Source organism: uncultured Sneathiella sp. (genome assembly GCF_963973085.1).
In the GTDB taxonomy this organism is placed as follows: domain Bacteria; phylum Pseudomonadota; class Alphaproteobacteria; order Sneathiellales; family Sneathiellaceae; genus Sneathiella.
On the sequence record NZ_CAXAXA010000003.1, the window covers coordinates 447,289 to 472,487 of the forward strand.

A 25,199-nucleotide genomic window follows, 5' to 3' on the forward strand; every position below is an offset into this window, starting at 1 on the left:
TCCTGCCTAGAAGGAAGCAATAACCGCGCCAGTTTTTGAGGTTTAGTCGTCAGCCAGGTTTTTTTGCATGATCACGGTATCAACCCAGCGCCCATGCTTGTAGCCAACGGCTTCCAGAATGCCGACAAGCCTGAAGCCAAGGGATCGATGGAGTCCGATAGAACCACGATTTTCCGAGTCACCAATCACCGCAACGATTTGCTTTTTCTCAGCACGCCGACAGTGCTCAATCAAGTCAGTGAGAAGCACTTTACCGACACCGCTACCTTGCGCATCTTCTCGAACATAGACGGAGTTCTCGACAGTATTTTCGTAGGCCGGACGGGTTCGATAGAGGGCCGCATACGCATATCCAACCACTTTTTCGTTACGCGTTGCGACCAGATAAGGAAGTTGTTGCTGTAGCACATTGTTGCGCCTTGCCGTCATTTCCATGACGTCGGGTGGTTCAATCTCGAAGGTTCCAAAGCCGGTCCTGACGCACACGGAGTAGATGTCCGTGATAGCGTCCATATCATCGGACATTGAGGGACGCACAATTATGTCACCGGATGACATCGGCGTGTTCAGGCCGTCAACAATGAGCTGCGACCTTCGCTCATGTCCTGGATAAAGGCGGCAATATCTTGCTGGAGCCTTTTGAACCCCTCATTTGTTGTGAGGTTTTTCTGGTCCATATAGAGGCCCCGATTAATTTCGATCTGCAAGGCATGTACGTTCTTGTCTGGTTTACCGTAGCAAGCCGTGATGAAGCCTCCAGCGTAAGGTGTGTTTTGCCCGACATTATATCCGTAGCTTTCCAAGCTGGCGAGTGTTGCATTAAAGAGCTGCGGCCCACAGGAAGTGCCATAGCGATTGCCAAGAATAATATCGGGGCGCTGCACGCCGAGAGATGTCCGGCTCGCGTCAGACGTGGGTGCCGCAGCGGGCATTGAATGGCAATCTATGAGATAGACATAACCAAATTTTTTTACACCCTCTTCCAGTAGCTGACGCAGCGCATGGTGATAGGGAAAGTAGCATTCGTTGATGCGCCGATGGGCCTCCTGGAAATCGAGTTTGCCGGAATAGATTTCCTGACCGGCGCCAACAACCCGGGGGATAGTACCAATGCCGCTCGCCAGGCGGGGACTCGCTGTCATCACATAGTCCGGTAGCGGCGTATTATACATATGCGGGTCGAGCTCGAACGCTTCGCGATTGGCATCACAGTAGGCGCGGGGAAATTCAGCCATTAATATCGGGGCACCATACTCCGGAGCGCATGCAAACAATTCATCAACAAGGAAGTCTTCAGACTGGCGCAGGTGGTCGAACTCCAGCATCGAGCTTTCAACAAACCTGTCTGGATAGTTGCGTCCGCTGTGGGGGGACGAAAAAACAAACGGAACACGCCATACTTCGGGCCAGTTAATCTTTACAGGGGATGTAAAGGCCGCCATGATCGGTTAGCTCTCTTTTTTTGCCGGTCCTAAAAATTCGTCCATTGGCGTTTTGCCAGCAGAATTTGAATAGTATAGTCTAATTCGTACCCGTATTTGAATGACAATTATATAGATTTTACCATGGCCCGTATTTTGCTCGCAGAAGATGACAATAATCTGCGCCCTTTCCTTGCTCGCAGCCTTGAAAATGCAGGTCATGAAGTCCTCGCTTTCAGTGATGGGGAGGACGCTTTGCCCGCGCTCAATGTCGGTGAGGTGGATATTCTCATATCTGATCTCGTCATGCCGGGAATGAATGGAATTGAGCTGGCCCGCTATGCGCGAAAACAGGAACCAGACTTGCCGGTCATCTTTATTACCGGTTTTTCAGCGGTCGCAATGGAGGCGCTGGATGCAGTAGACGGGGTGAGCAAGGTGCTTTCCAAACCCTTTCACCTTAATTCTCTTGTGGATGCTGTGCAAAATGCCCTTGAGGACCGGGCGATCTCCTGATCCCCCTTCATTTTTTCTTTATCCAATATAGCCTAGATTAGGCTTGCAATGGTTTTCGCAGCAGATTATAAGTCGCCAACTTTGGTCGAAATTAATGCGACTGTGAGGGCGTATAGCTCAGTTGGTTAGAGCGCTGTGTTGACATCGCAGAGGTCACAAGTTCGAATCTTGTTACGCCCACCATTCCCAATCCAGCGAAGTATGAACACAATGACGCCCAGATATTTCTCTCTGGACGCCATGTAAATTGTTTCTGGTGAGGCAAACGGCGTGGAATTCCCGCTGAACTCAGCAGCCAGATTTATTGTGCAACTGCGTTTTTCAATAAAGTCGGGCTTGTTTGCGGGAAGCGGATCAGAGTTTGTTCTGGCCCCTCCTGCTGCAGGATGATTTTCCATTCAAGAACAAAGACGAAAGGTGCTTTCGGCGGGTTGGCAATTATCTCGCCTGTACTGATATTTAAGTACATCAGATTATGTGACATTCGGCCGGATTTGACCGTCAGATATGTCGCATCCGAGCTTTCGATGACAATTCCCGGCGAAGGCCAGTATTCATTGTCCATCAGGATGGAACTCTCTGCGATGAGTGACCGGAACACCGGCGTCGAAACGCGATAGGCGGATTTCACTGTCAGCGTCCGTTCTTCCAGCAATCTGGGAAGTTTGGCCCTATCTCTTTCGGAGGGCATGAAAGAGACAACATAGTCGATGATTTCGGTATCATTTTTAACCATAAAAGCCTTTATGCACGGATAAATTCTTCCCCCAATCTGCGTATAAAACAAATCGCCATACTTTATGTCTGAGAGGAATGCAGGCTTACCAATAAGATCTATGTTCATATCTACTCCGCCTTTTCTTCGCACGAAAAAACTGCCACTTAGCAATCAGCTTTTAGAACTTCCCGTTATTTTCTCGTCAGCGTCGAAAATAATTGACGCTATTTTTCTTTAAGATTGCTTATAACTAAAATTGATACAGACCGGTATCCGCTCCGGAAAATAATAACTAAATTATATCGAATATATGCGCAGAAGTAAAAATAATTGGCAGCTATGGTTAATACTGGCCTTTGCGAAACGGACATAAATTCGGCTTTTAACGGTGCTAATGTTGAATGCGTGGATCATGTGGACAATATTAGAAGGCTAGTCCGTCTTCAAATTCGTTGGAGCTACTTGATGAGAGTCCTGATTGCAATATTCGCCTGCATATATCTGGCAGCTTGCGCAAAGCCCGAAATAAACGCAAATGTCACAACATTTTATACACCGGAGTTAAGCAGTATTGCCGGTAAAACAATCGCGGTGCGCGCTGAATCGGCGGCGAACGAAACGAGCCTCGAATTCTTGAACTATCGTCCGAAAATTGCCAGAAAGCTTGATTTTGTTGGCTTTGATGTTCGCGAAGATTTGGCTGATCCGGATTACATCGCCCTTGTCTCCTATGGTGTGGACGGGACTGAGCAGCGCTCTACTACAACCGCCTCTCCCGCGTTCGGAGGCTTTGGCCTTGGCGTCGGTGTTGGGAGGTCCCCTTTTTACGGGTCAGTCGGGCGGACCTATAACACCCAGACGTGGTCCGAATATAATCGTTATATCGCGATAGACATCGTTGAGGGGGGAACGGCCCAATCGGACAGTCCCGTTCGAGTATATGAAGGTCGTGCGCAGTCCGCCGGCCGCTGCCCGACACTTGCGGGCGTGTTCGATGAAGTGCTTGATGCCTTGTTTCAGGATTTCCCGGGCGCCAATGGAAAAACCGTTTTTGTGTCAATTCCCTGGGATGGATCCTGTGAGTAAGAACGACACCTGTTCGATCAATCAGATCCAATATGTCGGCCGTTTGACATTCCGTTCGCCTGCCCCTGTTGCATCAATTTAGATTCTATGGGATTTTGCTACGGACGTTGTCGGCTGTCCTGCTGGCAACAATCGGGGTAGTCGTAATTATAAACGCTGTAGGGGTTGGGGTTATCAATAGAGAAATTCGCACATCCAGCGGCGAGGAAAACGATACCCAGCATTATTAAGTATTTCATACAATCGGTTCCTGAACGTTATTCTTCTCGTAGTTTCTCCTATCCCTTAAAGATAGAAATATTATCTGAACTTACAAATTCGCCATGCATCCAAAGTTTATAAATGGCTGTCCCTACAATATGGGGGGCGGCGCAGTGGGGCCCGTTCCTTCGTTGAGAGGTGGCAAGGTAAGACCTGCGCCCTGAAATTGCATCAGTTCAACATCGTTCTCCTTGAGGGCCGCATATATGGCGCCATTGATAACATACCTGTCTTCAAAGTATTTAAGACCCGGGACCCAGACGCGGGTGCCAATTACGAGGCCACCGTATGTGAAATCCTGAATACCCACTTGGGGCTGATGGGGGCTATCAGCGTCGACCACTTTCTCGATTGCTTCTTGAACAAGCTTGATGACACGGTCCGTATCCCCGGTGGCGGCAATGCAGAAATTGCTTTCCACAATGCGCATCTCCATTGAATTGACAATCACCTGACCAACAATTTCTTTATTGGGAACCGCGATTTGTTCCCCGTCCTCGCCCGTCAAGAAAGTGATACCCAGTGTAATCCGGTCAACGACACCGCTGACCCCATGCACAGTAATGACATTTCCAACGACGAACGGACGGGTCAGTATTATGGCAACACCGGCACCGAAATTGGAGATTGGCCCCTGAAGTGCAAGGGTTGCGCCGAAAGTAACGGCACCTGCCAACGCAATAAGTGGGGCAATACTGATACCGAAATTGCCAAGGGTGATGATAATCAGCAGGATGATAAGGACAAATTTGATGGCGCTTCCCATGAACTGGGACAGGGTCACGTCAATATTTCGGGCAAGTGCTAGGTTAATCAGGCGGTTGCCGATCCAGTTGACGACCAGAAGCCCGAAAACCAGGAATACCAGGGCGCCCAGAATCTGAAACCCGTATTCCACCGCAAAATCGACAGCAAAATCGATCCAGATCGAGACGGTGTCGATATTCTCACTCACATTTTCCATGATAACGGGTTACTCAGATTGAAGTTTAATCGCCCAACAGCTTCTTGATAGACTTGCTGGCGCCATCGACGGCATCTGTCGCGCCTTGTGTCACACCCTTGGTTGCCTCGCCCACGCCGGCTTTATTCACAAGATTACCCGCGTTATCCAACAATGTGCCGATATTCTTGCCGATACCTAGGTTTGTGACAACGTTCATCGCTTTGCTGGTCAGCTCATCAATAATTTCTGCGGCGACCTCACCAGGAGTGGCACCCCCTTCATCTTTTCCGATATTCGCCAATTGAATATTGGGTAGCCTGCCTTCGACTTTCTGGTTGCCGAGCATCGCTGCCTTGACGGTTACTTGCCCGCCTTCGATAAAAATATTGTCAATAATGACTTTTGGCCCCTCTTCGGAGCTGTCTTCCTGCGCCGTTTCGCCACCGGATAACCCTCTCTCTTTCATGAAGGCATCGACATTATTACGGATTGTATCCAGGTTATTCGTGGTCTGATTGACCTCATAGACAATGGATGGATTTTCAACGCGGATTTCGCGGATATGGATCAATTCATCATTTGTTTCAGATGTATTGATCTCTATGGCGACGGTATCAAAGCGGATGGAGTGGTCTTCATCGAAACCTTCGGGGTTGCCAACGCTGAAACCTTTCAATGCGCCCTTGCCGCTGGTCAGGTCCAAATCTACCTCATTCAGCACAACGTCGGTTTTCGTGACCTCAGAACCATATTCCTCAACCGCGGCAATAATGACTTTGTCGAGATTGAAATACAGGACACCGACCGCGATGCCGATAATAACGATCAGGCCAATAACTATTCCGCCAATTATTTTGCCCATTTCCCTGTTCTCCTCGTTGAAATTGCGCAAATTCCAGCCCGCTGATTAAGCCAGAGATTATGACGATAGGCAAATATTTATCCCGATGAAACCATGTCGCTTTACAGGCAGCTTTACAGGAAGGGGCCACTCACCTAGAGATAAACTCAACCTGTTTGGCTGAAAGGCGTTTTTCGTGCCTCTAGTTTTCTCAAACGATATTCTGACGTCATTACGACTCGCCCCGTTCTATGTCGCGTTATTTCTGATCGTCGGATTTCAACTGCCTTTCTGGCCTGTCTGGCTGTCCTTCAAGGGCCTTACGGCAGAAGAAATCGGAATTGTCCTCTCTGCGCCGATTTGGGCAAAAATTATTTTTACGCCCATGATTGCGGCGCTCGCGGATTATTCGGGCCGCCGACGTGCGCCCCTGGTAATCATGTCGGCCATCTGTTTTGGCCTGTTTCAATTTTATTTCCTCGCAGACGGATTCTGGCAGATTCTGATCCTCTCCATCTCGATCGGGATATTTTTCTCATCTTTTACGGCGCTGGGCGACAATCTCGTTTTAACGCTCTCGCGGACGCAGAAAATCGATTATCCGAGAATTCGCCTATGGGGCTCGGTATCCTTCATTGTTGCGGCCTTCTGGGGTGGGCAGCTGCTGTCGGGGCGTAGTGCGGACTTTGTCCCGCTGATGTTGTCGGCGGCATTTCTCTTTCTCTTTCTGTGTTGTCTGATGTTGCCCGAAGTCCGGATAATACGAACTGAAACAGGGCGGAAAGGCCTCCGACGGCTTCTGAAGAATTCTAATTTCATGGCTTTTCTGGTCATGGCCGGGCTCATTCAAGGCAGCCATGCCATTCTTTATTCATCGGGGACCCTGCAGTGGCAAAAGCAGGGTATCGACGACACCACAATCGGGCTCCTCTGGGCTGAGGGAGTTATCGTCGAGATTATTCTATTCGCCGTTGCGCGACGCGTATTTAGTTCTTTTACGCCATTGCGGCTCCTTGTTCTCGGGGGAAGTGCCGGTTTGCTGAGATGGGTTGTGATGGGGATTGCTCCAGAGTTGCCGGTTCTCGTCATAATACAAACTCTTCATGGCGTGACATTTGCGGCAACGCATCTTGGCGCGATGCGGTTTATCGTAGAGAAGTTGCCGGTGGAAGTATCGGCCCGCGCTCAGGGGCTCTATTCGGCAATTTCCCTGGGACTCATCATGGGGGGTGGATTATTTGTGTCCGGTTATCTCTATGAAGCTTTTGCCAGCGGGGCATATTTCGTTATGGCGGGCTTGTGCGTCGGGGCTCTTTTGATAGGCCTTTATTTGCGATTATCGACAAACAAGTTGTTGCATTAAGAGATGACAGATCAAACCGGAACAGTTTAGATTGTACAAAATATTTTGGGCCTGAATAAAGAAAAGGAAAAGAAAATGGGACCGTTAGCCGGATATAAAATCGTTGAAATGGGTGGCATTGGACCGGGACCGATGTGTGCCATGCTACTTGCTGATCTCGGTGCGGATATCGTTCGTATTGACCGCCTGACGGACCCTGGACTTGGCAGTATGCCAAGCTCTCGTAATAGCCTTATGATGCGCAGCCGCCGGTCAATATCTGTGGATACCAAGTCTGAGGCCGGGCGTGAGGTTGTCCTCAAGCTGATCGAACAGGCGGATGGCCTGATTGAAGGCTTTCGTCCGGGCGTGATGGAGCGGATGGGTCTGGGACCGGAAGAAGCGTTGGCGCGCAACCCGAAACTGGTATACGGGCGGATGACGGGCTGGGGTCAGGATGGGCCCATGGCAAACGCGGCCGGTCATGACATCAATTATATCGCTCTGTCCGGCGTTCTTCACGCTATTGGCCGAAAGGGTGAGGCACCGGTCCCGCCGCTCAATCTCGTTGGGGATTTTGGCGGCGGTGCGCTTTATCTGGCGCTCGGGGTTGTCTGCGGTATCCTTGAGGCGCAGAAATCGGGCAAGGGACAGGTCGTCGATACGGCGATGGTCGATGGTGCGGCTTCTCTTATGACTATGTTCTTCGGTCTGATGGCGGCGGGAAACTGGAAGGACGAACGCGGTGTCAATATTCTGGACACCGGCGCGCACTACTACGATGTCTATGAGACGGCAGACGGCAAATATATATCCCTCGGATCGATCGAGAAAAAATTCTATCAAGAGCTTCTGGAGCGAACGGGCCTGGACAAAGAAGATCTGCCGCCGCAAATCGAACCGAAAAGCTGGCCTGTGATCAGGGCGCGCCTGACTGAAGTTTTCAAGTCCAAGACCCGCGATGAGTGGGATGAAATCATGTTAGGCACAGACGTATGCTATGCGCCTGTTCTATCCATCATGGAGGCGACACAGCACCCGCATAATAGGCACCGGCAAACTTTTGTTGAATACGACGGAATAGTTCAACCAGCTCCGGCACCTCGCTTCAGCCGTACGGAGGCATCAATCCAGAGTCCACCCTGCCTACCTGGCGAGCACACGACGGAAGCTATGCTCGACTGGGGCATAGATGAGGCGTCGATTGAGGAATTGCGCTCTGCGGGAGTTATCAAGTAACCGTTCTTACAGGGATTTCTGCCTTTGAGAGGCAACCTGTATGTTCAGAAAACTTGACGTAGCGGAGGTTTTACGGAACCCTTCAGTCATAGTTTAGTAGGAGAGGGGTGATGTTGCAAAAACATCAGAATGTGCAAACACGCAGCGAAGAGAATTCGCCGGCGCCAAAATCTGTTGCTGAGCCGCAGAAAACGGTAAAAAATAAGGGGTTATCAGGCTCTGCTTGGCTTTTTGCCGTGGGGGTTCTGTTGACTTTCGGTTGGCTTTTTGCCGTTGGCGGCTATGTTTATACAAGAATCGGCTGGCCTGATGTTTTGCAGGTCGCTCCCTTCGGGCTTGGTATTCTGCTGCTTGGCGCTTTTGCCCCCCTCTCGTTCCTCTGGCTGTTGCTTGGCTATTTTCATCGTGGTCATGAGGCGCGGCTGAAAGGGAATGCGCTCGACCAGCTCATGATGAATCTTGGTTATCCCAGCCCACAGGCGGAAGCCAGGGTTGCCAGCCTGACAGCTGCGCTTGAACGCCAGTCAAAAGAGGTACAGGAAGCAACCGACAAGGCCGCTGGCCGCATTGAGTATGCAACGGGCCGTCTGGAAAAACAGGGCGACGGGGCCAAGTCAGCGACGGATGGCTTGTTACAAACATCAGACAGGTTAAAAAGCGACCTTGAGGCGCGAGAGCAAGAAATTGGCTCACTGATTGAGAAAATTAATGAGCAGGGAAGGCGGCTCAATGATGCTGTCGCCATGCAAACAAATAGCCTGAATAATGCGGCGAGTGAGACAGAGATGCGCAGTGAGGCTGTTCAAAATGCCCTGACTGCTCAGATATCTGCCTTAGAGAATGCTGTTCGCACTGCGGATGAGAAATCGCAGGATATCGCAAAAATCCTTGCGGATACGAGTGAGAAAATATTTTCTACGGCGACCGGCACTCTTGATAAAACGAATGAGGCGAGGGACGCTCTGGATACCCAGATTAAAGGTCTCGAAGAAGCGGCGGACGAGCTGCGCCAGAAACTTGATGATGGAACGGCGAAGCTTGGCGAGCGCGGTCAGGAGATTGCCGATATATCCCGTAACTCATCGAGCGAGCTATCCAAAACCGCCGATATCCTGCTACAGAGCACCACAGATCTGAGTATTGCAAGTGATGAAGGGGTAACCCGACTGAATGCCCTGCGCAATACACTCATGACCAGCATTTCTGAGGTTGATAAGGCACTGGAGCAGCTGGAAAGCCGGGAAGGCGGACTGTTGCAGGTCGCGAAAGATGCTGAAACCGGCGCTCGTAATTCAGCGGAGCAGCTACGTCAGAATACAGAAGATCTTGCGGTCATAACGAGTGCGATGACGGAGAAGATGCTTCTTAGCAGCTTGAAGCTGAAAGATGAAACCGTCGCGCTTGATGAAGTCCTAAAAACAACCGGAAACAGCTTACAGGCGATAGACCAGAGCCTCCGACAGGGGCGCGAACTGCTGGATGCCGCTGGCGAGAAATCACTGCGCAATGCGGACCAGCTTGGCGAAAAGCTGGCAAGTCACGCGGCGTCTCTCAATGAAGCTTCCGAAACAACGGGCGCACGGACGACCCTCATTCAGGAGCAGCTTCGAAACCAGATTTCCGTGCTTGAACAGGCATCTGAGCAGATACTGGAGATGTCACGGGAGATTAGTTCCCGCCTCGAGAAAGATGTGATCTTGCTGACCGATGCGAGCACAGATACGAACAGTCGGATTTCGGAAGTCGGAACAAATCTTCAAAAGCAGGCAGAAGATCTCAAGCTTACGTCTGATACGGTCACGAACCGGATGCGCGAGGCGGGAGAAGAACTGCGGCGCGAAGGGTCAGATATCGAAGTTAGTGCTGATAAAGCCTCGCGCACGCTTGCTTCGGCGAGTGAAGCTCTGGCGAAACAGCAAAAGGAAATCGGTACCTCTGCAGATCATTCAAAAGGCAAACTGGCTGCGGCAATCGAGGAAACGATCCGATACCATCAGGACTTTATGGCCACCGCGGAGCGGGCCACGCTACAGGCGCGGCAATCAGGTGAGGCGGCGCATTCCCAGACGGCGGAACTTGCCAAAACCGCAGAACGGGCCTCTGCCGAGCTGCGTGCCATGGGGGATCAGGCATCTGATCATATCGAGCAGTTGAACATGGCGGCATCGAAGGCGGAAAGTCAGGGTAGCCGCCTTGCGGATGTGACACGGTCGTCTCTCGCTAACATCAGCGAAGCGAGCGGTTCGGCAAAGGTGCATATGGAGGAATTGGCGGATATTTCCGTCCGCGCAAAAGATCATGCGGAAGCGATGGAGGAAATCCTCCAGCAGGAAACCCAGGCTCTTGCCGACATTGCCCGCCAATTGACGGAGCAGGTGGAAACAGTGGAGAAAACCCTCTCTGAAAGATCCTATATGCTGGATCAGTCTGTCGATCAGGCTTCAGAGGCAAGTGACAGGTTCCATCGTCGTTCCGTTGAACTTGCCCGCGCCAGTGAGTTGATGATCAAGGGCATTCAGTATGCTGATCAGGCGCTGGCAAAACATAAAACGGAAATTGACGACGCGCGACGTCATATCCATGAGGACCTTGACCGCGTTACAGCGAAAATTTCCGAAGCCAGCAAGCAGGTAAAGGAAACGGGATCGGGTGCATCGGAATTGTTCCATGGGCAGGCAGAAGATCTGATCCGTTTTACTGCCAAGGCCCATGACAGTGCCCGATTGCTTGGTGAGCAGTTTGAAAGCCAGCATCAGAGACTGACGTTGTCTGTAAAGCAAGTTGAGGAAACGTTGAGCCATTCTGCGGGAATTCTGAAGGATGAGAGCGAAGCCTTCATGCGGGCCGCGGAGAAAGCAGCTGAGGATGCTCTTATTTCCGGGAACAAGATAGAGAAGCAGACAGCAAGTCTCTCCGCAGCGGCGACACGGGCGAAGCAGGAGGCGGAGACGCTATCGCAGAGAAAGGACAAGATTCGGAATGAACAGTTCATGAAATCAACGTCCTTTATAATGGAAAATCTAAATTCTCTGACGATCGATTTAAATCGTATTATGGACAGCAGCCTGTCTGAAGAACTCTGGCGGCGCTACCGCAAGGGCGAAAAGAGCATCTTCACTCGGAAACTCCTTAAATCGCGTGATGCGGAAAAAATTCGCTCACGATACCGTGACGATGGGGATTTCCGCCGCTTTGCCGATCAGTATGTATCCGAATTCCGCGAGATCATGACCGAGGCCGGTACTGTTGACCATTCGGAGTTGTTATCGGATGCCTTTATCACAGCGGATGTCGGTAAGGTCTACCTGCTGCTGCAAGAAGCACTGGATGGTCTGGAATAGGATCCCTCAGGAGATAAAAATGAATGAAGTAACCACAAACGATGCTGAAGAAAACGCCCGAATGAATAGTGCCGCAAAGATGGTGCAGATCATTTATTTCATTTATCTGGCGGGGCTTATCATTCCAATTGCGCATTTGGTTGGAGTCGTAATGGCTTACATCAACAAGGGCGATGGATCGCCTTGGGTGGAGACTCATTTTCGCTATCAGATTCGCAGCTTTTGGATGCTGTTTCTTTATTTTGTGATTGGTTCACTACTGACTTTTGTCGGGATCGGCTTTCTGATTATTCTGGCGGCCTATATCTGGTTTATCGTTCGATGCGCAAAAGGATTGAAGCTCCATGCGCGCGAGGAAGGTATCCCCGACCCCGCGACATGGCTCTGGTAATCTTTTCAGGTGGAATAGAAAGAGGTTTCAGGTTTCAATTCGTGCGATGACCTGACCTTCAGATACCGAGTCACCTTCACCGACCAGAATCTCCTTCAGTGTGCCGTCTTCCGGTGCGCCGACAGGTATTTCCATTTTCATGCTTTCAAGAATGACAACATCGTCATCCTCTTCCAGTTCCTGCCCGACTGCGGCTTCAATTTTCCAGACTTTTCCCGTTACTTCCGCAATTACATCGATCAGCGCCATCTTATCCTCATTTGGTTATTGTTGTTCTTAAGGTAAGTATATGTTTCCACAAGACGCGCTTAATCGCCACCCTTATTTTTAGAGAGCGATCAGAGCATTCGGATATTGCCAGAGTGTTAGCTGGCTATTTTCTCGCGAGAAGCTTTTTTCCGCTCATGTGGATCAAGATGCCGCTTGCGTAGCCGGATATGGTTCGGCGTCACTTCTACCAGTTCATCGTCGTCGATATAAGCGATGGCCTGCTCAAGACTGAGTTTTCGGGGCGTCGTAAGCCGGACGGCCTCATCGGTGCCAGACGCACGAATATTGGTAAGCTGCTTCGCTTTTAAAGCATTGACTTCGAGGTCGTTCGGCCGGTTATGTTCGCCGAGAATCATGCCTTCATAAACGTCGATACCGCTGCCAACAAAGAAGAAGCCACGTGCTTCCAGATTCCAAAGCGCAAAAGCGACGGACTTACCCGTAGAGTTTGAAATCAGAACGCCGTTGCGCCGACCGGGAATCTCGCCCTTGTGTGGGACGTAGGAATCGAACAGGCGATTCATGATACCGGTTCCGCGCGTGTCGGTCAGAAACTCACCATGGTACCCAATCAGGCCACGGGTGGGGCACAGGAAGGTAATTCTTGTCTTGCCTCCACCGGAGGGGCGCATATCGGTCATTGATCCCTTGCGAAGGGCAATTTTCTCGACCACGACCCCGGAATATTCGTCATCCACATCAACGACGACTTCTTCAAGTGGTTCAAGTGTTTCGCCGTTTTCACCTTCGCGGAACAGTACCTTGGGGCGACTGATGGACAGCTCGAACCCTTCGCGTCGCATGGTTTCAATCAGGACGCCGAGTTGCAATTCACCACGGCCAGAGACGATATACGCGTCCGCATCGGCGCTGTCGACAACGCGGATGGAGACGTTGCCTTCAATTTCCTTCATCAGGCGCGCGCGAATGACTCGGCTTTGCACCTTGTCTCCGTCGCGGCCGGCAAGAGGCGAGGAATTAATCGCAAATGTCATTGAAATGGTTGGCGGATCAATCGGTTGCGCGTCGAGCGGTTCAGTTTCGTCAGGTGTGCCAAGGGTATCGGCAACGGTCGTTTTGAAGAGGCCGGCCACAGAAACAATGTCGCCTGCTCGGGCTTCAGAGATGGTTTCCCTTTCAAGCCCGCGGAACGCCATGATCTTGCTGGCGCGCGCATCCTCAATCTTGCCGCCCTTGCGACTCAGCCCCTTGATCGGATCATTGGTTTTAAGGACACCACTTTCTACCCGACCTGTCAGCAGCCGTCCGAGATAGGGATTGCTTTCAATTGTCGTGACCAGCATACGAAAGGGGGCTTCTTCGTCCACCTTCGGAGCATTGACATGGCTGACGATGAGATCGAACAGCGGATGCAGGTTTTCTTTTGGCTCTGACAGATCCGTAACGGCCCAGCCTTCCTTGGCTGAAGCGTATAGAACGGGGAAATCCAGCTGTTCCTCATTGGCGTCCAGCGCAACCAGAAGATCAAAACATTCATCAAGGACCTGATCAGGGCGACCGTCGGGTCGATCCGCCTTGTTGATCACGATTATAGGCTTGAGGCCGAGGCCAAGCGCCTTCTGTGTGACGAATTTCGTCTGCGGCATTGGGCCTTCGGCTGCATCGACCAGAACAACGACACCGTCAACCATACTGAGGATACGTTCCACCTCGCCGCCGAAGTCGGCATGGCCCGGAGTATCAACGATGTTAAGGCGATATCCCTCCCACTCGACGGAAGTACATTTGGCCAAAATCGTGATACCGCGTTCACGTTCCAGGTCGTTGCTGTCCATGGCCCTTTCGGCCACTTTCTGGTTGTCCCGGAACGTACCGCTCTGTTTCAAGAGGCCGTCCACAAGTGTAGTCTTCCCATGATCAACATGGGCGATGATCGCAACGTTCCGAATTTCCATGATATTTATACTTTGTCTTTTTAAAAAGCGGGCGCAGTATAGCGCCGATCCAGCGAATGGCAAGTTATCCTTTCGCACTTGCACACAAGTTTTCTCATATAATGGCTAAAAGTTAAAATAAAAGAAGAATTTTGACAAAAGGAAGCTTCTATACTGACCAAGACAAAGGTGCGCTTGATATTGCCATTCCAGCTAAAGGATGGCACGATACGCTACATCAAAAACGAAAAAGAAGAGCCTGGGAATGCCTGTCTATAACCGGATCGCTGAGACCCATAATGATATGCAAGCTTGGCGGCGTGACCTCCATCAGCATCCGGAGCTTTGCTTTGAGGAACGTCGTACTGCCGCAATCGTTGCAGAAAAACTACGAAACTGGGGGATCGAGGTACATGAAGGTATTGGTGTCACAGGCGTTGTGGGGGTTCTGAAAGGTCAGGGGTCTAGCTCGAAAACGATTGGGATTAGGGCGGACATGGATGCTCTGCCGATGCAGGAAGAGAATGATTTCGCCCATAAATCGACGATCGATGGAAAAATGCATGCCTGTGGACATGACGGCCATACGGCAATTCTACTGGGTGCTGCGCAATATCTATCCGAAACCCGGAATTTCGACGGCACCGTTCATTTTATTTTCCAGCCCGCCGAAGAAGGCGGCGGGGGCGGCGATGCAATGGTCAAGGACGGGTTGTTCGAGCGCTTTCCCTGTGACGGCGTCTACGGCCTACATAACCAGCCCGGAATGCCGCGGGGTACATTCAATGTCCGGACTGGCCCGATTATGGCATCCGCCGATACGGCAGTGATGAAGATACGAGGGAAGGGCGGACACGCTGCCTACCCCCATTTGACAAATGATCCGATCGCAGCCGGGGTGCAGCTTTATACAGCCCTTCAAACCATTGTTGCGCGCAATGTCGGCCCAGTTGAAAATGCGGTCGTCAGCGTCACTATGTTTGAGGCGGGCAGTGGTATTAATATTATTCCCCAGGAAGCGAAGTTAAGCGCCTCCATCCGGGCGATGACTGCCGAAACACGTGACTTTATCGAAAACCGTATTCGTGAAATATGCGCTGGCGTTGCGGCGACCCATGGGGTTGAAATTGAGTTGGACTATCAGCGCCGGTATCCCAGCGTCGTAAATCACGAGATGGAAACGGCAATTGTAGCCCGCGCTGCATCGGATGTCGTCGGACTCGAAAATATGGATTTGGAAACGCCTATCCGTATGGGTAGCGAGGATTTTGCTTTTATGTTGGAAGCTTGCCCCGGTTGCTATTTCTTCCTCGGGACAAAGGATGAAACACATTTCCAGGCGGTTCATCATCCCGAGTTTGATTTTAATGACGAGGTGCTTTCTATCGGCGCTAGCATATGGGCACGCCTCGTTGAACAACAGCTTCCGCGCAGTTAGCGCGCGAACTTTCTTTCAGATAAACTTAAAAAAGGAAAATAATGATGTCTGATGTACTTCTTGAGACAATTGAAGACGGGGTTGCCACCCTTACCATGAACCGTCCGGAGGCGCGCAATGCCTTTACGCGCGAGATGATGACAGGCTTAAGTGAAAAACTGACCCGATTAGCAAAGGATAACTCTGTCCGTGCGGTTGTGCTGACCGGCGCAGGCGGTGCTTTTTGCTCGGGCGGGGATGTCAAGAGTTTTGCCGCAAATGCGGGCGCGAAGGTCGATCTGAATGAACGCATACAGGATTTGCGGGAAAGATCAGAAGTAAGTCGTTTACTTCATGAAATGCCGAAGCCCACACTTGCCGTTATTCCGGGACCGGCAGCCGGGGCCGGATTTTCACTGGCAATGGCTTGCGATATGCGGATTGCAGCTGATGACGCAAAGATTACGACGGCTTTTTCGAAGGTCGGCCTATCCGGTGATTTTGGGGGATCCTATTTCCTGACAAAACTGCTCGGTGAGGCGAAAGCGAAGGAATTGTATTTCACCGCCGATGTCGTTCTCGGCAAGGAAGCTGAAAAGATCGGCATGGTCAACAAGTCGGTCCCGGCTGATGAACTTTCCGCAGCCGCCGACGCGATGGCCAAACGCCTGGCGAGTTTGCCGACCATTGCTATCGGATATATGAAAAAGAATATCAATACGGCATCGGAAGGCACCCTGAGCGAAGTGCTGGACTGGGAAGCGAACCAGATGGTCCGGTCTTTCGAAACAGAGGACCATAAAGGTGCAGCAGCAGCCTTTGTGGAAAAACGCGCACCCGAATTCAAGGGTCGATAATTCACTAGGGGGGTAGCGTCAGCGCTATCCCCAAAGGTCCCGCGACGGGGGATGCATCACGCTGCCATCAAATCGGATGCCATGCTCTCTGTCCTTTTCCAGCAGAAGCGGTCCGTCCAGATCGACAAAACGAGCGAATGATCCAAGCAGCATGGCCGGTGCCATGGCAAGGCTCGTGCCCAGCATACAGCCGACCATAACGCCAAGCCCGAATTCGCGTGCGGCCTCAGCCAGCAGTAACGCTTCCGTTAGTCCGCCGGTTTTATCAAGCTTGATATTGATATAGTCATATAGTTCCGCGACGTCATCGAGGGTTGCGGTATCATGGGCGCTTTCGTCGGCACAGATAGGAATAGGCCTGTCCATATCACAAAGAACGGAATCCTCTCCGGCAGGGAGGGGCTGTTCAATAAGTTCGACACCTAGATCCGCCATTTTAGGGCAGTATTCACGCATCATATCCGCGGTCCAAGCTTCATTGGCATCCACGATCAGACGGGTTTTTGGCGCGGCCTTCCTGACGGCAGCTACGCGCTCAACATCACCGGTTCCGGCAAGCTTGAGCTTTATCAGAGGGCGATGGCTTTGTGCTTTTGCGGCTTCACCCATTTTCTCAGGCGTATCCAGTGAGAGGGTATAGGCAGTAATTGTCGGTCCCGGTGCGGGTATCCCAGCGAGTTCCGCAATTGTTTTCCCGCTTGTTTTTGCTTCCAGATCCCACAGAGCGCAATCAACGGCGTTACGCGCGGCACCGGAGGGCATAACGGTGAGCAATCCTTCCCGGGTAAGCCCGTCGTTAATATAATCGCGAATAGAGGTTACCTGCCCAAGAACGGACCGGATACTCTCATCATAACGTGCATAAGGGACACATTCACCGCGTCCGGTGATGCCATTTTCTGTGATCTCGACAACAACCACTTCAGCTGCTGTTTTTGCTCCACGGCTGATCCGAAAGCTGCCTCGAATCGGCCAGCTTTCAGAGCCGGCCGAAATTGTCCGTCCGCTCATGGCAGGTTATCAACGATCGACGCCGTACCGTCCTTGAAAGGATCCACAGTCGGTAGTCCGTATTCCTTTTCAATACCGGCAAGATAATCCAGCCTTTCTGCTTCTTTCAGGCCGGACGTGTTGATGGCAATTCCGACGAATTTCGCCTCCTTGTTTGTCAGCTTTGCATGGGTCAGGTTGAGCTCCATGCAGGCCTCCAGGTCTGGCAAGGGATGATGGGGGAGGCCACGCATATGAGTGCGCGTTGGTTCATGGCAAAGCACCAGTGCATCTGCCTGTGCGCCGTGGAGCAAGCCGAGGCTGACGCCTGCATATGAGGCATGAAACAGGGACCCTTGCCCTTCGATGATATCCCAGTGATCCGACTCATTTTCCGGTGACAGCTCCTCAACCGCGCCGGAGATGAAATCGGCAACCACGGCGTCAATGGATATGCCTGTCCCGGCAATAAAAATTCCGGTCTGACCCGTCGCACGGAAATCCGCCTTCATGCCCCGCCTGAGCATTTCTTTCTCAATAGCAAGCGCTGTATACATTTTGCCAACCGAGCAATCTGTTCCAACGGCAAGCAGACGCTTGCCACTTCGCGGCGTTCCCTTGCCGGTCGGGATGCTATGGGTCGGATGACGTACATCGAATAGGCTGCGATTATTCCGTTCGGCAGCCGCCTTGATTTCCGGAATGCTCCCCAACCGGATATGCAGACCGCTCGCGACGTCCATGCCTGCGTCCAACGCTTCGACGATCACGGAGATCCAGTGATCGGGGAGGAAGCCACCGGAATTCACGATGCCCACGATTAGCGTTTTTGCGCCGTTCGCCACCCCTTCCGCAATCGTCATATCCTGGATGCCAAGATCGGCCACGCAGCCAGCCAACTTTATTTGCCCGATACACCAGTCCGGGCGCCAGTCCACTATACCTTTTGCGGTCTTTGCGGCCAGTTGATCGCTCACGTCACCGAGGAACATGAGGTAGGGGTTTTGCATTTCCGTCATAGCATCTCTCAATTCAATAATTACCAATCTGCCCTTCAAGCCTGATTTTCAAGGGCAGCCTGTTCTATTTGAAGTTTGTCGATTTCCACCTGCACGTCCTTCAGGCATTGGTCGGACGCCCACTCGCGGTGCTGATCCTTCGAATAGGCGAGGGCGTTCCGATAATACATGAAAGCGTTTAACCGGCAACGGGCATAATTATTCTGCGTCCTGACGACTTTGCCGGGTGTTCCCATGACGATGGAATTATCCGGAATCATCGTTCCTTCCTTCAGGAAGCTATGTCCCGCGACGATGCAGTTATTGCCAATGACGCAATCATCCATAATTGTCGTGTTGATGCCGATCAGGCAATTATTGCCGATGGTACAGCCATGTATCGTGCAGTGATGAGTGATGGAACAGTGGGATCCGATATATGTTCCCGTTGAGGAGCCGATATGGATCATGACGAAATCCTGAATGTTGGTATATTCGCCAATAACCACCTCCTCTAATTCCGACCGAATAACGGTATAAGGCCAGAGGGAGACGCCTTTTTTGATGTTCACCCTGCCATAGATCAGGGCAGTGGGGTGAAGATAGGCAGCGTTATTTATGGTGACATCCGGACCAAATTCTGACATTCGCGGCTCCCTTGATTTTTGGGCATTTTCAAGGATATACGCCGCTGCGTCAAATGGATGTTGTCACGAGAGTGCTAATTCAGTTCCTGTTTCCACGGTTGGGACGCGACCCAGTCTCCGAAGTTCTTGATGTCGATCGGCCGACTCATAAAGTAGCCTTGCGCTATGTCACAGCCGAGACTATCGAGCATTTCCCACGTTTCGGCATCTTCCACACCCTCGGCGACCACCGAAAGTCCAAGGTTTCCGGCCAGATCCAACAATGTCCGGACAATCACCTCATCATCCGCAATCCGTGTCATGTTCAAGACAAAGCTCTTGTCTATCTTAATTTCATCGACAGGAAGCTTGCGTAGATATCCGAGAGACGTATAGCCGGTCCCGAAATCGTCAATCGAGAGACGGGTTCCCAACTCATGCAGACGGGTAACAATTTCCTTTGCACGATAGACATCCGAGATAATGGCGCTTTCCGTTATCTCCAGCTTAAGCAAAGCTGCCGGGAAATTAGTTTCTTCAAGTAATTGCGCAACTATATCCGGAAAGGTTGGATCATGCAGGATGAGTGCGGAGATATTGACTGAAACACATATTTTATGCCCTTCCGACAACCAAAGGCTACCCTGCTTTACGGCAGCTTTCATTACCCACTCGGTAAGCGCCTGGATAGAACCGGACCCTTCGGCGAGAGGGATAAAGCTATCTGGAAAAAGAAGGCCTTGTTTCGGATGCTGCCAGCGCACAAGCGCCTCTACACCGACCACCTCCTGATCCTTCATTCGGATCATAGGTTGAAAATGGAGGAGCAGTTGATTATCCGCGATCGCTTCCGGCAGGTCCTGTGCGAGACGAAGCTGCTGCCGTCTTTCGATATCATCTTCATGTGTATAAACAACGAAGGGAACCTTGTCCCGCTTTGCTGCGTAAAGAGCGGAAATGGATTTGTGCAATAATCCGTCTGCCGTGTCGTGATCATCGAGCTGGGCAAGCCCCATCGTTGCATTTACATCTGTTTTTTGACCGTCGATAAAAATGGGTTCGCGGATTTCACGCATCAGCTCTACTGCGAAATTCTCATGCGTTATCGTCGACAGGTCTCGATCAACCGCCAAAAGTGCAAACTCATCATCCCCGAGCCGACCGACAATGGAATTGCGCGGTGCGAACTTGAAAAGGCGCCTGGCAACGGTTTTTAAAACTTTATCGCCAAAATCATGTCCACGACTCTCATTCAACTCCTTGAAACTGTTTAAATCGAGAATGATCAGTGAAATCGGCTTTTTGGCCTCATGCGCTTTGGCGATGATTTTGGCCATACGCACCCGGAACTTGCTGCGACCGGGCAGGGCAGTTAACGGGTCTTCCTCGACCAGCGAAGAAAGCTCCATTTCCAAAATGGTTGATCGGTTGTTTAGCTTGCAGAGCCGATCGGCATTAAAGAGCGCAGTTTCCATGCGCTCTGCTGAGAGCTCACTACTCGCAATATTTTCTGAAGCTCCCTGTCGGAGAAAGTTCAGGGATCCGTCAATGACGATGACAGGAAGAAAAGGGGGCTTGCTCGAAACACTTGTCAAGATTTCCTGATATGCAGTGTTGCCGCGAGCTCCGTCAAGAATGATGCAATTGTATACGCCCGCAGCGATATCTTTTGCGACGGAATCAGTATAATCCACCTCCCGAGCAAGGACAGGAATGCTGATGTCACGGCAAAATCCATGGATGCGATCGCCAGTCTCTATAACCAGAAGGCGCAGCTTGCTGTAATTCAACCGAAGGACATGCGGCTGCAGTATTGCCGAACGATCGGCACCGGCCGGATCGGAGCTTGAAGGTTGATGGGGCGCCAAACCTCTTGTATTCAATGGACTATTCTCTGTCGAAATGTGTTTATTACAACGGTGCCTGCCGCGTAAACTATTGCCACGTAAATAATGTATAAAGACAGGATGTAAAGAAGGTCTTAATTTTTATAAAATGGTATCATCTCCGGCATTTGCATTTGCGGTATGTTGGCCGCACAACAAACTCCAATAAGTAAAAGGCGCACAGAGCATGGAACAACACGCAGTATTGATACCCGCCGTCATTGCGGTCGCGCCTAACGGTGCGCGAAAATCCCGGCATGATCACGCTGCCCTGCCGATTACTCCGGCGGAGTTGGCGGCTGAGGCTAAAGCTTGTGTGGCGGAGGGAGCATCCATGATCCATTTGCACGTGCGCGATGATGAGGACGCTCATACATTGGATGTCGCGCGATACCAGGATGCTATCTCTGCGATAAGGGATAAGGTGGGGGACGATATCGTCATACAGGTTACCAGTGAAGCGGTCGGGATTTATAGCGCCGATGAGCAGATGGATATGGTCGTTAAACTTCAGCCGGAAGCAGTATCCCTTGCCATTCGGGAAATTGTTCCGGAAGGTTCGGAAGAAAAGGCCGCTTCCTTTTTTTCCGAAATGCAGGCACTCAATATTGTGCCGCAATTTATCCTGTACTCAGTAGAAGATCTGCATCGCTGCGACGATTTGATACGAAATGCAATTATTCCGTTTTCCAATCCTTTTCTGCAGCTTGTTCTCGGCCGGTATGCCGCCGGGCAACAATCTCATCCTCGCGATCTCATCCCGTTTGTGGAGGCTCTCGATGCGAAAAGGCATTGGTCGGTTTGCGCTTTTGGTCCGCTTGAACACGCCGCCGCAAGCTGTGCGCTTGCGATGGGAGGGCATGTGCGTGTTGGCTTTGAGAATAACATGATGCTGAAGTCCGGCAATATCGCCGGAAATAATGCGGAGTTGGTACGCCAGGCCCGCGAGGTGACTGAAGCTATTGGCCGTCCGTTAGCAACGGCCAACGACCTCAGGCGGATGTTTTAAGACGGGTTACTTGAAGGTCTTAAGATATGCGACTAGGTCTTCCCGGTCGCTTTCTTTCTTTAGGCCAGCGAAAGACATTTTGGTCCCTTTGACAAACGCTCTCGGCTTCTTCAAATATTCGTCCAACGTCGTGTCATCCCAGGTAATGCCGGAATCCATCATGGCCTTTGAATATTTATAACCTTCGACGGCACCCGCCTCGGCGCCAAAAATGCCGAACAGATTTGGGCCAACTTTATTCTTTGCGCCTTGCTCGATGGTGTGGCAAGCCTTGCATTTCTTAAAAACTTTTTCACCTTTCGCCACATCCCCGTCAGCAAATGCCGGCATGGCAAAGAATGACAGGGCAAGCGATAATCCAAGAGTTGTCAGTTTTTTCATTTTCTCAACTTTCTATTTCGCCGGTGGCTGAGATACGACACTATGGAATCCGGGGTATCACAGCCGAACTCGCGAGTACAGGGACATAGTGTCGCGCCCGATCTGGACTGCAAACACATTCCATCACCTTCCCGTGAAATGCTATATCTCTGTCTGATGTGTTGTTTATATAATTCATTACAGTCTAAAACGAGAGAATAGAAATGAACATGATGGCTAAGTTTATGCAGGATGACAGCATCCCGGGGATAGAAAGCCCGGCTCAGTTGCGGCAGACGCTTAGAGATCTTCCGCCTGTTCAGCTTGAGCGGATGAACGCCGCAGCGGATGAAATTCTGGAATGCTATCGCGTCCTTAAAAAGGGGGGAGCAAACATTGTTGGTGAAATCCTGCGAGGAGAGGGCACCTTTTATGAGTGGGACCATTATCCTGAAGGCGATATCTATGACAATGAAACTCATGCCCAGTATTATTATCATGCGCACAGAGAAGGAGAACATGGCCATTTTCACACCTTCCTCCGCAAGAAAGGGATGAGAGAGGATGTTACGCCTGTTCCATATCATGGCGATGCAGAGTGGCCGACGGCAGAGGATGAGGTTATTTGCCACCTGATCGCGATTTCGATGGACAGCGCGGGGTTTCCAATTAGCCTTTTTACAACCAATCGCTGGGTTACAGGGGAGAATTGGTATGATAAGGCGGATGTCATCGGAATGCTGGACGGATTCGTCATAGATCATAGTACGCCATCATGGCCCGTTAATCGCTGGCTTAGCGCGATGCTGGTCCTGTTCCGGCCGCAGATCGAACAATTAATCGTCGCGCGTGATGCGAAGATAGCAGAATGGCAGTCCGATAATCCCGATACAGACGTATTTGAAGTCCGGGAACTGGAGGTTACAAGTACACTAGATATCCGGGTTGAGGACCAGATCAGGGCAGTAAAAGAAGTGATTGAAGGGCGCCTGGATTAAAGAAATATTAATATAATTTGGCGACATTGGAGCTTCCAAACAACTTAAACACTGGAGCCATCGTGTCTAATAACGGTTCTTTAAGCCCGGCGGATGTAGAGCGGTTGCTGACGGATAGATCCGCGTCAGCGCGTGCAGAGACAGTCGAGAAAATTGCCGGAGGCATGGCGGATGCGGGTTTTAGCGAGACCGAACGCCGTGAAGCTGAGGAAATTTTCCGGATACTGGCGAACGATGCCGAAGTCCTGGTCCGGCAGACACTTGCCGAAACCTTGAAGGCGGTTCCTGACCTACCCCATGATATTGCGAAGAGCCTTGCCAGCGATATTGCGGATGTGGCAACGCCGATGCTCAGCTTTTCAACGGCACTGACCGATGATGACCTGTTTGAAATTATCAGCTCTAAGTCAGATCTTCATCAAATGGCGGTGGCCAGCCGGAGCGTTGTTTCCGAAGCGGTCTCTGATAAGCTCGCGGAAAGCGGCTCTGAAGATGTTGTTGCGACCCTAATGCATAATCAGGGCGCGGAAATTTCCGAAACGACTTATGAAAAAGTTTTGGACCAGTTCGGCGATAACGAGAAAATTCAGGAGCCTATGGCTCACCGGGCGACGTTACCGATTACGGTTACCGAAAGGCTGGTCACCCTGGTTTCTGACAGGCTTCGCGACCACCTTGTCCGGCATCATGATATGTCTCCGGGGTTGGCGACAGACCTGATTTTGGAGAGTCGCGAAAAGACCATGATCGGCTTTATCAAGGATGGGGCAAGTCATGGCGAACTAGCAAAGCTTATTGATCAACTTCATACTAATGGCCGCCTGACACCGACGATCATTTTGCGGGCGCTTTGTATGGGGGATGTCGATTTTTTTGAAACGGCAATGGCGAAGTATTCAAATATCGCCGTCGCAAACGTTCATATTCTGGTCAACGACGCCGGAGGAAAAGGTCTGAAACAGCTTTGCGAAAAGTCGAATATTCCGGGCGGACTTCAAGAGATAATGAAAGTCGGCCTTGAGGTTGCGAATGAGCTTGATTTCGATGGCACGCCGGGGGATCGGGAACGTTACCGCAATCAGGTTATCGAGCGTGTCCTAACGCATTTTCAGGATAGCTTCGATGGCGAAAATGTTGACTATCTCATCGGTAAACTCGGCCATGCCTCTGCAGCAGATCACAAGGCGGCCTGAGCAGTTTCGGATCTGGTTTCTTCACTGGAAAACGCCGCCTCACCTGGGCGGCGTTTTTATTTCTTTCTGCGAATACCGATAACAGCGCCGGACTGTTTCGGGAAAGGAACACTTGCAAATTCCCGTTTGCGTTCCTCTAGTTTGGATTGCAGGAAGCCGGGCATGGGCGCAGCGCTCGGCCCGGTTTTGTCGAGATGCATGATCATCTGTTCCGAAGTTGCCGCGAGAAAGCCTTTCTCGTGATGCCGCATCTCCAGAAAGAGATGCATCCGCTTTTCGTCGCAATCCAGGACCCGTATATAGATATCGAGTAAATCCCCTTCATGCACTTCCTGAATATAGGTTACATGAGTTTCCAGAACATACACTGTGCAATTGGAGGAATCACGATACTCCCGGGTCAGTCCAATATCATCCAGAAAAACATCCAGCGACTGATCGAATATCAGCACATAGTAGGCGACATTCATGTGCCTGTTATAATCGATCCATTCGGATAGGACCGGTTGTTGATGCAATAGAGTAAGGGTGTGTACGTTCTTTGCCATTCCTGTGCTTTTCTTCTTTTCGCTACATGATAGACTATATAATACTGGTA

Annotated in this window: 25 protein-coding genes and 1 tRNA gene; 12 read left to right on the top strand and 14 right to left on the bottom strand. The window is 51.0% G+C overall.

Annotation, left to right across the window (positions count from 1 at the left end; genetic code table 11):
• Positions 1 to 42: 42 nt before the first annotated feature.
• Together AACZ19_RS10055 and AACZ19_RS10060 are read right to left on the bottom strand one after the other, a co-directional pair.
• On the bottom strand, positions 43 to 558 hold the full coding sequence (locus AACZ19_RS10055; protein WP_339633514.1) for an N-acetyltransferase family protein: 516 nt from the start codon (positions 556 to 558) through the stop codon (positions 43 to 45).
• A gap of 8 nt (positions 559 to 566) precedes the next feature.
• Positions 567 to 1,442 (bottom strand): N-formylglutamate amidohydrolase, encoded by an 876-nt coding sequence (locus tag AACZ19_RS10060; RefSeq protein ID WP_339633516.1) that lies wholly within the window; start codon positions 1,440 to 1,442, stop codon positions 567 to 569.
• Positions 1,443 to 1,565: 123 nt separating this feature from the next.
• On the opposite strand from AACZ19_RS10060, the gene AACZ19_RS10065 reads away from it, so the two are divergent.
• A complete protein-coding gene (locus tag AACZ19_RS10065; RefSeq protein WP_339633518.1) occupies positions 1,566 to 1,937 on the top strand; it encodes a response regulator in 372 nt (123 codons plus the stop codon).
• 106 nt (positions 1,938 to 2,043) lie between these two features.
• Positions 2,044 to 2,120, top strand: a tRNA-Val gene (locus AACZ19_RS10070).
• 118 nt (positions 2,121 to 2,238) lie between these two features.
• Here AACZ19_RS10070 and AACZ19_RS10075 read toward each other — a convergent pair.
• Positions 2,239 to 2,673 (bottom strand): hypothetical protein, encoded by a 435-nt coding sequence (locus AACZ19_RS10075; RefSeq protein ID WP_339633520.1) that lies wholly within the window; start codon positions 2,671 to 2,673, stop codon positions 2,239 to 2,241.
• A 447-nt stretch (positions 2,674 to 3,120) separates the two neighbouring features.
• Between AACZ19_RS10075 and AACZ19_RS10080 the strand changes: the two genes are divergently transcribed.
• Complete coding sequence (locus AACZ19_RS10080; protein WP_339633522.1) at positions 3,121 to 3,741, top strand: hypothetical protein; 621 nt, start codon at positions 3,121 to 3,123, stop codon at positions 3,739 to 3,741.
• A gap of 98 nt (positions 3,742 to 3,839) precedes the next feature.
• Here AACZ19_RS10080 and AACZ19_RS10085 read toward each other — a convergent pair whose 3' ends face one another.
• The 3 genes from AACZ19_RS10085 to AACZ19_RS10095 all read right to left on the bottom strand — a co-directional run bounded on the left by AACZ19_RS10085 (position 3,840) and on the right by AACZ19_RS10095 (position 5,810).
• Positions 3,840 to 3,980, bottom strand: a complete 141-nt coding sequence (locus AACZ19_RS10085; RefSeq protein WP_339633524.1) for a hypothetical protein — start codon at positions 3,978 to 3,980, stop codon at positions 3,840 to 3,842.
• Positions 3,981 to 4,093: 113 nt separating this feature from the next.
• The gene (locus AACZ19_RS10090) at positions 4,094 to 4,966 is read right to left on the bottom strand and encodes a mechanosensitive ion channel family protein (protein ID WP_339633525.1); all 873 of its coding nucleotides are present in this window, start codon (positions 4,964 to 4,966) and stop codon (positions 4,094 to 4,096) included.
• A 25-nt stretch (positions 4,967 to 4,991) separates the two neighbouring features.
• Entirely contained in the window at positions 4,992 to 5,810 is an 819-nt protein-coding gene (locus tag AACZ19_RS10095; RefSeq protein ID WP_339633527.1) for a hypothetical protein, read from the bottom strand.
• Between the two features lie 175 nt (positions 5,811 to 5,985).
• On the opposite strand from AACZ19_RS10095, the gene AACZ19_RS10100 reads away from it, so the two are divergent.
• From AACZ19_RS10100 to AACZ19_RS10115, 4 genes are all read left to right on the top strand, one after another.
• Complete coding sequence (locus AACZ19_RS10100) at positions 5,986 to 7,152, top strand: MFS transporter (RefSeq protein WP_339633529.1); 1,167 nt, start codon at positions 5,986 to 5,988, stop codon at positions 7,150 to 7,152.
• A 75-nt stretch (positions 7,153 to 7,227) separates the two neighbouring features.
• Positions 7,228 to 8,370, top strand: a complete 1,143-nt coding sequence (locus AACZ19_RS10105; protein ID WP_339633531.1) for a CaiB/BaiF CoA-transferase family protein — start codon at positions 7,228 to 7,230, stop codon at positions 8,368 to 8,370.
• A gap of 110 nt (positions 8,371 to 8,480) precedes the next feature.
• A complete protein-coding gene (locus tag AACZ19_RS10110; RefSeq protein ID WP_339633533.1) occupies positions 8,481 to 11,711 on the top strand; it encodes a hypothetical protein in 3,231 nt (1,076 codons plus the stop codon).
• 19 nt (positions 11,712 to 11,730) lie between these two features.
• A complete protein-coding gene (locus AACZ19_RS10115) occupies positions 11,731 to 12,102 on the top strand; it encodes a DUF4870 domain-containing protein (protein WP_339633535.1) in 372 nt (123 codons plus the stop codon).
• Positions 12,103 to 12,129: 27 nt separating this feature from the next.
• On the opposite strand, the gene AACZ19_RS10120 is transcribed toward AACZ19_RS10115, so the two are convergent.
• On the bottom strand, positions 12,130 to 12,351 hold the full coding sequence (locus tag AACZ19_RS10120) for a biotin/lipoyl-binding carrier protein (protein WP_339633537.1): 222 nt from the start codon (positions 12,349 to 12,351) through the stop codon (positions 12,130 to 12,132).
• 116 nt (positions 12,352 to 12,467) lie between these two features.
• Complete coding sequence (gene typA, locus AACZ19_RS10125; protein ID WP_339633538.1) at positions 12,468 to 14,288, bottom strand: translational GTPase TypA; 1,821 nt, start codon at positions 14,286 to 14,288, stop codon at positions 12,468 to 12,470.
• A gap of 244 nt (positions 14,289 to 14,532) precedes the next feature.
• Here typA and AACZ19_RS10130 point away from each other — a divergent pair, with 244 nt between their 5' ends.
• Positions 14,533 to 15,705 (top strand): M20 aminoacylase family protein, encoded by a 1,173-nt coding sequence (locus tag AACZ19_RS10130; protein ID WP_339633540.1) that lies wholly within the window; start codon positions 14,533 to 14,535, stop codon positions 15,703 to 15,705.
• A gap of 44 nt (positions 15,706 to 15,749) precedes the next feature.
• A complete protein-coding gene (locus tag AACZ19_RS10135; RefSeq protein ID WP_339633542.1) occupies positions 15,750 to 16,541 on the top strand; it encodes an enoyl-CoA hydratase in 792 nt (263 codons plus the stop codon).
• A gap of 24 nt (positions 16,542 to 16,565) precedes the next feature.
• Here the strand turns inward: AACZ19_RS10135 and dgcA are convergent, their stop codons facing one another.
• The 4 genes from dgcA to AACZ19_RS10155 form a co-directional block, all read right to left on the bottom strand.
• Positions 16,566 to 17,552, bottom strand: a complete 987-nt coding sequence (dgcA, locus tag AACZ19_RS10140; RefSeq protein WP_339633544.1) for an N-acetyl-D-Glu racemase DgcA — start codon at positions 17,550 to 17,552, stop codon at positions 16,566 to 16,568.
• Positions 17,549 to 18,550 (bottom strand): N-acetyltransferase DgcN, encoded by a 1,002-nt coding sequence (dgcN, locus tag AACZ19_RS10145; RefSeq protein WP_339633546.1) that lies wholly within the window; start codon positions 18,548 to 18,550, stop codon positions 17,549 to 17,551. Before dgcN ends, dgcA begins: the two co-directional genes overlap by 4 nt.
• A 35-nt stretch (positions 18,551 to 18,585) precedes the next feature.
• Complete coding sequence (locus AACZ19_RS10150) at positions 18,586 to 19,176, bottom strand: gamma carbonic anhydrase family protein (protein WP_339633548.1); 591 nt, start codon at positions 19,174 to 19,176, stop codon at positions 18,586 to 18,588.
• 74 nt (positions 19,177 to 19,250) lie between these two features.
• Entirely contained in the window at positions 19,251 to 21,038 is a 1,788-nt protein-coding gene (locus tag AACZ19_RS10155; RefSeq protein WP_339633551.1) for a bifunctional diguanylate cyclase/phosphodiesterase, read from the bottom strand.
• 190 nt (positions 21,039 to 21,228) lie between these two features.
• Between AACZ19_RS10155 and AACZ19_RS10160 the strand changes: the two genes are divergently transcribed.
• Positions 21,229 to 22,050, top strand: a complete 822-nt coding sequence (locus tag AACZ19_RS10160; RefSeq protein WP_339633554.1) for a 3-keto-5-aminohexanoate cleavage protein — start codon at positions 21,229 to 21,231, stop codon at positions 22,048 to 22,050.
• 6 nt (positions 22,051 to 22,056) lie between these two features.
• Here AACZ19_RS10160 and AACZ19_RS10165 read toward each other — a convergent pair whose 3' ends face one another.
• Complete coding sequence (locus tag AACZ19_RS10165; protein WP_339633556.1) at positions 22,057 to 22,431, bottom strand: cytochrome c family protein; 375 nt, start codon at positions 22,429 to 22,431, stop codon at positions 22,057 to 22,059.
• Positions 22,432 to 22,640: 209 nt separating this feature from the next.
• Here AACZ19_RS10165 and AACZ19_RS10170 point away from each other — a divergent pair, with 209 nt between their 5' ends.
• Both AACZ19_RS10170 and AACZ19_RS10175 read left to right on the top strand, forming a co-directional pair.
• Positions 22,641 to 23,408 carry a hypothetical protein gene (locus AACZ19_RS10170; RefSeq protein ID WP_339633557.1) on the top strand — a complete coding sequence of 256 codons (768 nt, stop codon included), beginning with the start codon at positions 22,641 to 22,643 and terminating at the stop codon, positions 23,406 to 23,408.
• Between the two features lie 62 nt (positions 23,409 to 23,470).
• The gene (locus AACZ19_RS10175; protein WP_339633559.1) at positions 23,471 to 24,601 is read left to right on the top strand and encodes a DUF2336 domain-containing protein; all 1,131 of its coding nucleotides are present in this window, start codon (positions 23,471 to 23,473) and stop codon (positions 24,599 to 24,601) included.
• Positions 24,602 to 24,657: 56 nt separating this feature from the next.
• On the opposite strand, the gene AACZ19_RS10180 is transcribed toward AACZ19_RS10175, so the two are convergent.
• Positions 24,658 to 25,149, bottom strand: coding sequence for a thioesterase family protein (locus tag AACZ19_RS10180; RefSeq protein ID WP_339633561.1), 492 nt, complete (start codon positions 25,147 to 25,149; stop codon positions 24,658 to 24,660).
• Positions 25,150 to 25,199: the final 50 nt, after the last annotated feature.